The organism is Streptomyces sp. NRRL S-87 (assembly GCF_000719335.1).
Taxonomy (GTDB): Bacteria; Actinomycetota; Actinomycetes; order Streptomycetales; family Streptomycetaceae; genus Streptomyces.
The window spans coordinates 1-5894 of record NZ_JOGB01000113.1 but is presented as its reverse complement, the minus strand read 5'-3'; the positions used below and the strand labels follow the sequence as shown (position 1 = coordinate 5894).

At 76.1% G+C, this 5894-nt stretch carries 2 protein-coding genes; both read right to left on the bottom strand.

From position 1 onward, the window contains the following. Positions 1 to 4839: type I polyketide synthase (locus IF43_RS0134980; protein WP_030210766.1), on the bottom strand; the 4839-nt coding region annotated here is incomplete at its 3' end. 67 nt (positions 4840 to 4906) lie between these two features. After that, on the bottom strand, positions 4907 to 5894 hold a 988-nt coding region (locus tag IF43_RS0134975; RefSeq protein ID WP_030210762.1), incomplete at its 5' end, for a beta-ketoacyl reductase.

The following is a 5894-nucleotide window of genomic DNA, read 5'->3' as shown; positions in this document are numbered from 1 at the left end:
GTAGTTGGCCTGACCCGCACCACCGAACACGCCGGCGGCGGAGGAGAAGAGCACGAACGCGGACAGGTCCAGGTCGGCCGTCAGCTCGTGCAGGTGCCAGGCCGCGTCCACCTTGGGGCGCAGCACCGCCGACAGCCGCTCGGCCGTCAGCGAGCCGACCACACCGTCGTCGAGGACACCCGCGGTGTGCACCACCGCGGTCAAGGGGTGCTCCGCCGGAACGCCGGCCAGTACGGCCGCCAGCGCCTCCCGGTCGGCCACGTCACACGCCGCCCAGGTCGCCTCGGCACCCAGATCCGCCAGCTCCGCCGCCAACTCGGACGCGCCCGGCGCCCCTTCACCCCTCCGGCTGACGAGCAGCAGGTGCCGTACGCCGTGCTCCGTGACGAGGTGGCGGGCGAACAGGGCCCCGAGCGAACCGCTCGCACCCGTCACCAGCACCGTGCCGTCACCGGCCCCACCCCACGCAGGAGCGGAACCGACGGCCGCGTCGGCACGGGCCAGCCGCGGCACGAGGACCCGGCCACCGCGCACCGCCACCTCGGACTCGCCCGAGACGAGCGCCGCCGCGATCCCCTGGGCGGCGTCCGCATCGGCGTCGAGGTCCAGGCCCGGTTCGACGTCGAGGTCGAGGTCGAGGTCGAGGTCGAGGTCGACAAGGACGATCCGGCCCGGGTTCTCGGACTGCGCGGACCGCACCAGGCCCCACACCGGGGCGTGCACCAGGTCCGACGGGCCCTCGCCGGGTACGGCGGCCACCGCGCCCCGGGTCAGGAGGACGAGGCGACCGTCCGCGAACCGGTCGTCGGCCAGCCACTCCTTGACCAGCGACAGGGCGCGGCCCGCCGCCGCGTGGGCGCCGGCGGTCACGTCGTCGGCCGCGGGCTCGGTGCAGGGTACGACGAGTGCCGACGGGATCCGGCCGCCGTCGACGACGGCGGCGCCCAGCGCGGCGAGGTCCGCGAAGGCCTGGTTGCCCTCGCCCAGCAGCATCCAGTCGTCGAAGGGGCCGCCCGCCGCGGCGGATTCGGCCCACTCCACGCGGTAGAGCGCGTCGCCGGCGCCGTGGGCCGGCCGGCCGAACTGTTCGGGCGAGAAGGCACGCAGCGCGAGGGCGTCGACCGAGGCCACGGGCGCGCCCGCCGCGTCGGCGAGCTCCAGTCGGACGGCGTCGCGCCCGGCGCGGGAGAGCCGTACGCGCAGGGCGTCCGCCCCGGCGGCGTACACCGAGACCCCGGACCAGGAGAACGGCAGGCGTCCCCGGCCGGTGTCCTCCACCAGCGAGCCCAGGGTGACGGCGTGCAGGACGGAGTCGAGGAGGGCCGGGTGGAGGGTGAACCGCTCGGCGCCGGGCTCGGTCCCGGAACCGAGGCCGACCTCGGCGTACACGTCGTCGCCGTGCCGCCAGGCGGCGTGCAGGCCCTGGAACGCCGGCCCGTAGCCGAAGCCGGCGTCGGAGAGGACGTCGTACAGGGACGCGACGTCGAGGGCGTCGGCGCCGGGCGGCGGCCAGGCGGTCAGGTCGAACGCCGGGGGCTCCTCCCCCGCCGTGGCCAGGACCGCGGTGGCGTGGCGCACCCACGGCTCGTCGTCGGCGGCGAAGCCGTCGCGGGAGTGGAAGGCGACGGCCCGGCGGCCCGACACGTCGGGTGCCGCGACCGTGATCTGCAGCTCGACGCCGCCCTCCTCGGGGAGGACGAGCGGGGCGGCCAGGGTCAGGTCGTCGACCAGGTCGCAGCCCGCCTTCTCGGCGGCCTGGAGCGCCAGTTCGACGAAGGCCGTGCCGGGGAGCAGCGCGGCGCCCGCGACGCGGTGGTCGGCGAGCCAGGGGTGGGTGGCGAGGGACAGCCGGCCGGTGAGGAGGAGCCCGTCGGCGTCGGCGAGGGTGACGGAGGCGCCGAGGAGGGGGTGGTCGGCGGTCCGGAGGCCGGCGGTGGTGACGTCCCCGCCGAGGGTGCCGGCGTCCAGCCAGTAGTGGTCGCGCTGGAAGGCGTACGTGGGCAGGTCCACCTGTGCGGCGCCGGTGGCGGCGTGGAAGGCGTGCCAGTCGACGGCGGTGCCGCGGGCGTGGACGAGGGCCAGGGCGGTGGTGGCCGTGGCGGCCTCGGAGGCGCCCGTGCGGAGGGCCGGGGTGAAGGCGGCGGCGGTGGGGTCGCCGGTCAGGCAGTCCTGGGCGAGGGCGGAGAGGACGCCGTCGGGGCCGAGTTCGAGGTACGTCGTCGCGCCGGCGGCCTCGAGGGCGCGGACGGCGTCGAGGAAGCGGACGGCTTCGCGGACGTGCCGGACCCAGAAGTCGGCGGAGCCCATCTCGTCGGTGACCAGGGCGCCGGTCAGGCAGGACACGACCGGGATGCTCGGGGCCCCGAAGGACAGGCCCGCCACGACCCGGCGGAAGTCGTCGAGCATGCCGTCCATGTGCGGTGAGTGGAAGGCGTGGCTGACGGTGAGCCGCCTGGTCTTGCGGCCCTGCGCCGCGAAGGCCTCGGCGACGGCGACCGCCGCGGCCTCGTCGCCGGAGACGACGACGGACCGGGGGCCGTTGACGGCGGCGATGGCCACCCGGTCGCCGAGCAGCGGCCGGACCTCGTCCTCCGTGGCCTGGAGGGCGATCATCGCGCCGCCGGGGGGCAGCGCCTGCATCAGCCGGCCGCGGGCCGCCACCAGCGCGCACGCGTCGTCCAGCGACAGCACTCCCGCGACGTGCGCGGCGGCGATCTCGCCGATCGAGTGGCCGGCCAGGAGGTCCGGCTTCACGCCCCAGGACTCCAGCAGCCGGAAGAGGGCCGCTTCCAGCGCGAACAGCGCCGGCTGTGCGTACTCGGTGCGGTCGAGCAGCGCCGCGTCGTCCCCGAGGAAGACGTCCCGCAACGGGGTGCCGAGGTGCGGGTCCAGGGCGGCGCACACGGCGTCGAGGGCCTCGGCGAACGCGGGGTGGGCGTCGTACAGTTCGCGGCCCATGCCGAGGCGCTGGCTGCCCTGGCCGGTGAAGAGGAACGCGGTCCTGCCCCGGACCCCGGCCTCGCCCCGGACGACCCGCGGTGAGGTGTCGGCGCCCGACGCGAGGTCGGCGAGGTCGGCGAGTGCCTGCTCCCGGTCGCCGGCCAGGACGACGGCGCGGTGTTCGAGGGCGGCGCGGCCGGTGGCCAGGGTCAGGCTCACGTCCTGCGCCGTGTGGTCGGGATGGGCGCGCAGGTGGGTGAGCAGGCGGTCGGCCTGGGCGCGCAGGGCCTCCTCCGTGCGGGCCGACACCGGCCACGGCAGGACCGGGGGGACGACGACCGGACGGGGCGGACGCGCACCGGCCCCGGCGGTGTCGGCGCCCGCGCCGGGGTCGGCGGTGTCGGTGGCGTCGGCGCCCGCGCCGGGGGCCGCGCCGGCGGTCTCGACGGGGCCCGCGGCGGGGTCGGCTTCCGCGTCCGCACCGGGGGCGGCGGGTGCGGGTCCGGCGGCCGTGGCGGGCGGCGCCTGCTCGATGATGGTGTGGGCGTTCGTACCGCTGATGCCGAACGAGGACACCGCGGCACGCCGCGGGCGCCCGGTCTCGGGCCAGTCCACGGTCTCGCGGAGCAGCGTCACGGCGCCCGCGGCCCAGTCGACCTTGGTCGACGGCCGGTCGACGTGCAGCGTCCGCGGGATCCGGCCGTGCCGGATCGCCATGACCATCTTGATGACGCCGGCGACGCCCGCGGCGGCCTGGGTGTGCCCGATGTTGGACTTGACCGAGCCCAGCCACAGCGGCCGGTCCTCGGTGTGCTCCCGGCCGTAGGTGGCGAGCAGGGCCTGGGCCTCGATCGGGTCGCCCAGGGTCGTACCGGTGCCGTGCGCCTCGACCACGTCGACGTCGGCGGCCGTGAGGCGGGCGTCGGCCAGGGCCTGCCGGATGACGCGCTGCTGGGACGGGCCGTTGGGGGCGGTCAGGCCGTTGCTGGCGCCGTCCTGGTTGACGGCGGAGCCGCGGACCACGGCGAGGACGGGGTGGCCGTTGCGGCGGGCGTCGGACAGCCGCTCGACGAGGAGCATGCCCGCGCCCTCGCCCCAGCCGGTGCCGTCGGCGGCGTCGGCGAAGGACTTGCAGCGGCCGTCGAAGGACAGCCCGCGCTGCTTGCTGAACTCGGTGAAGGTGCCGGGTGTCGGCATCACGGTGACGCCGCCCGCGAGGGCGAGCGAGCACTCGCCCTTGCGGAGGGCCTGCATGGCGAGGTGCAGGGTGACGAGGGAGGAGGAGCAGGCGGTGTCGACGGTCAGCGCCGGGCCCTCCAGGCCGAACGTGTACGAGACGCGGCCGGAGGCGATGCTGCTGGAGGCGCCGGTGCCGAGGTAGCCCTCGACCTCCGGCGGCACGGCGCGCAGCCGTGACGCGTAGTCGTGGTACATGACGCCGGTGAACACGCCGGTGCGGCTGCCGCGCACCGAGGTCGGGTCGATGCCCGCCCGCTCGAAGGCCTCCCAGGAGATCTCCAGGAGGAGGCGCTGCTGGGGGTCCATGGCCGTGGCCTCACGGGGCGAGATCCCGAAGAACGCCGGGTCGAACCGGTTCGCCGAGTGGAGGAAGCCGCCCTCCTGCACGTAGCTGGTGCCCCGCCCGTCCGGGTCCTCGTCGAAGAGGCGGCCCGTGTCCCAGCCCCGGTCGGCCGGGAACGGGGAGATGGCGTCGGTCTCCTCGGACACCAGCCGCCACAGGTCCTCGGGGGACTCGACGTCCCCCGGGTAGCGGCAGCTCATCCCGACGATCGCGATCGGCTCCTGCTCCTCCGACTCGACCTCCTGGAGCCGGCGGCGCGTCTCGTGGAGATCGGCGGTCACCCGCTTCAGGAAGTACCGGAGCTTTTCCTCGTTCATGCGTGCATCCCTCGTACAGAAGCCAGAAGGTGGGAAAGGGGGGATCGGGTGGGGCGTGGCCGCCGCGTCATGAGATGCCGAACTCCTTGCCGATGAAGTCGAAGAGGTCGTCATCGGTCGCGTCCTCCAGCGTCTCGGCGACGTCCGCGCCGTCCGAGCCGTCCGAGCCGTCCGTGGGTGCACCGTCGGCCGCCGCACCGGCGTCGTTCCAGGCGGCCAGCAGGGCCTGGAGGCGCTCGGTGATGCGGTCGCGGCCGGCGTCGTCGGGGGCGGAGGTGACGAGCGTCTTCTCCAGCCGGTCCAGTTCGGCGAGCAGCGGGGGAACCGCCGCGGCGCCGTCCTGCCAGAGCTCGTCCCGCAGGAACGCCACGAGGGCCGTCGGCGTCGGGTAGTCGAACACGAGGGTGGCGGGCAGGCGGACGCCGGTGGCGGCGCCGAGCCGGTTGCGGAGTTCGACGGCGGTGAGCGAGTCGAAGCCGACCTCGTTGAACGAGCGTGCCGGGTCGACCGCCTCGGGGCCGGTGAAGCCGAGGACCCCCGCGACGTACCCGCACACGAGCTCCAGCAGGGCCTCGTCGCGGGCGGCCGGCGCGAGTGCGGTGAGGCGCTCGCGCAGTGCGGTGGCGCCGTCGGCGCCGGGTCCGGCGCTGCCCGCGGTCCGGCGTACGGGCGTACGCACGAGGGCGGACAGGAGCGGCGGGAGCATGCCGCTGCCGGCCTGGGCGCGCAGCGCGGGCAGGTCCAGCTTCACCGGGACCAGCAGGGCCCGGCCGGTGGCCGCGGCGGTGTCGAACAGGACCGCCCCCTCGGGTGCGGTGAGCGCCCGGACCCCGCCGCGTCCCAGGCGCGAGACCTCGTCGGCGCCGAGGCCGGCCCCCATGCCGCCGCCGGCCTCGGACCACAGGCCCCAGGCCAGCGAGGTACCGGCGAGACCGGCCGCCCGGCGGTGCGCGGCCAGGGCGTCGAGGAAGGTGTTGGCCGCCGCGTAGTTGGCCTGTCCCGCGTTGCCGAACACGCCGGCGGCGGAGGAGAAGAGCACGAACGCGGACAGGTCC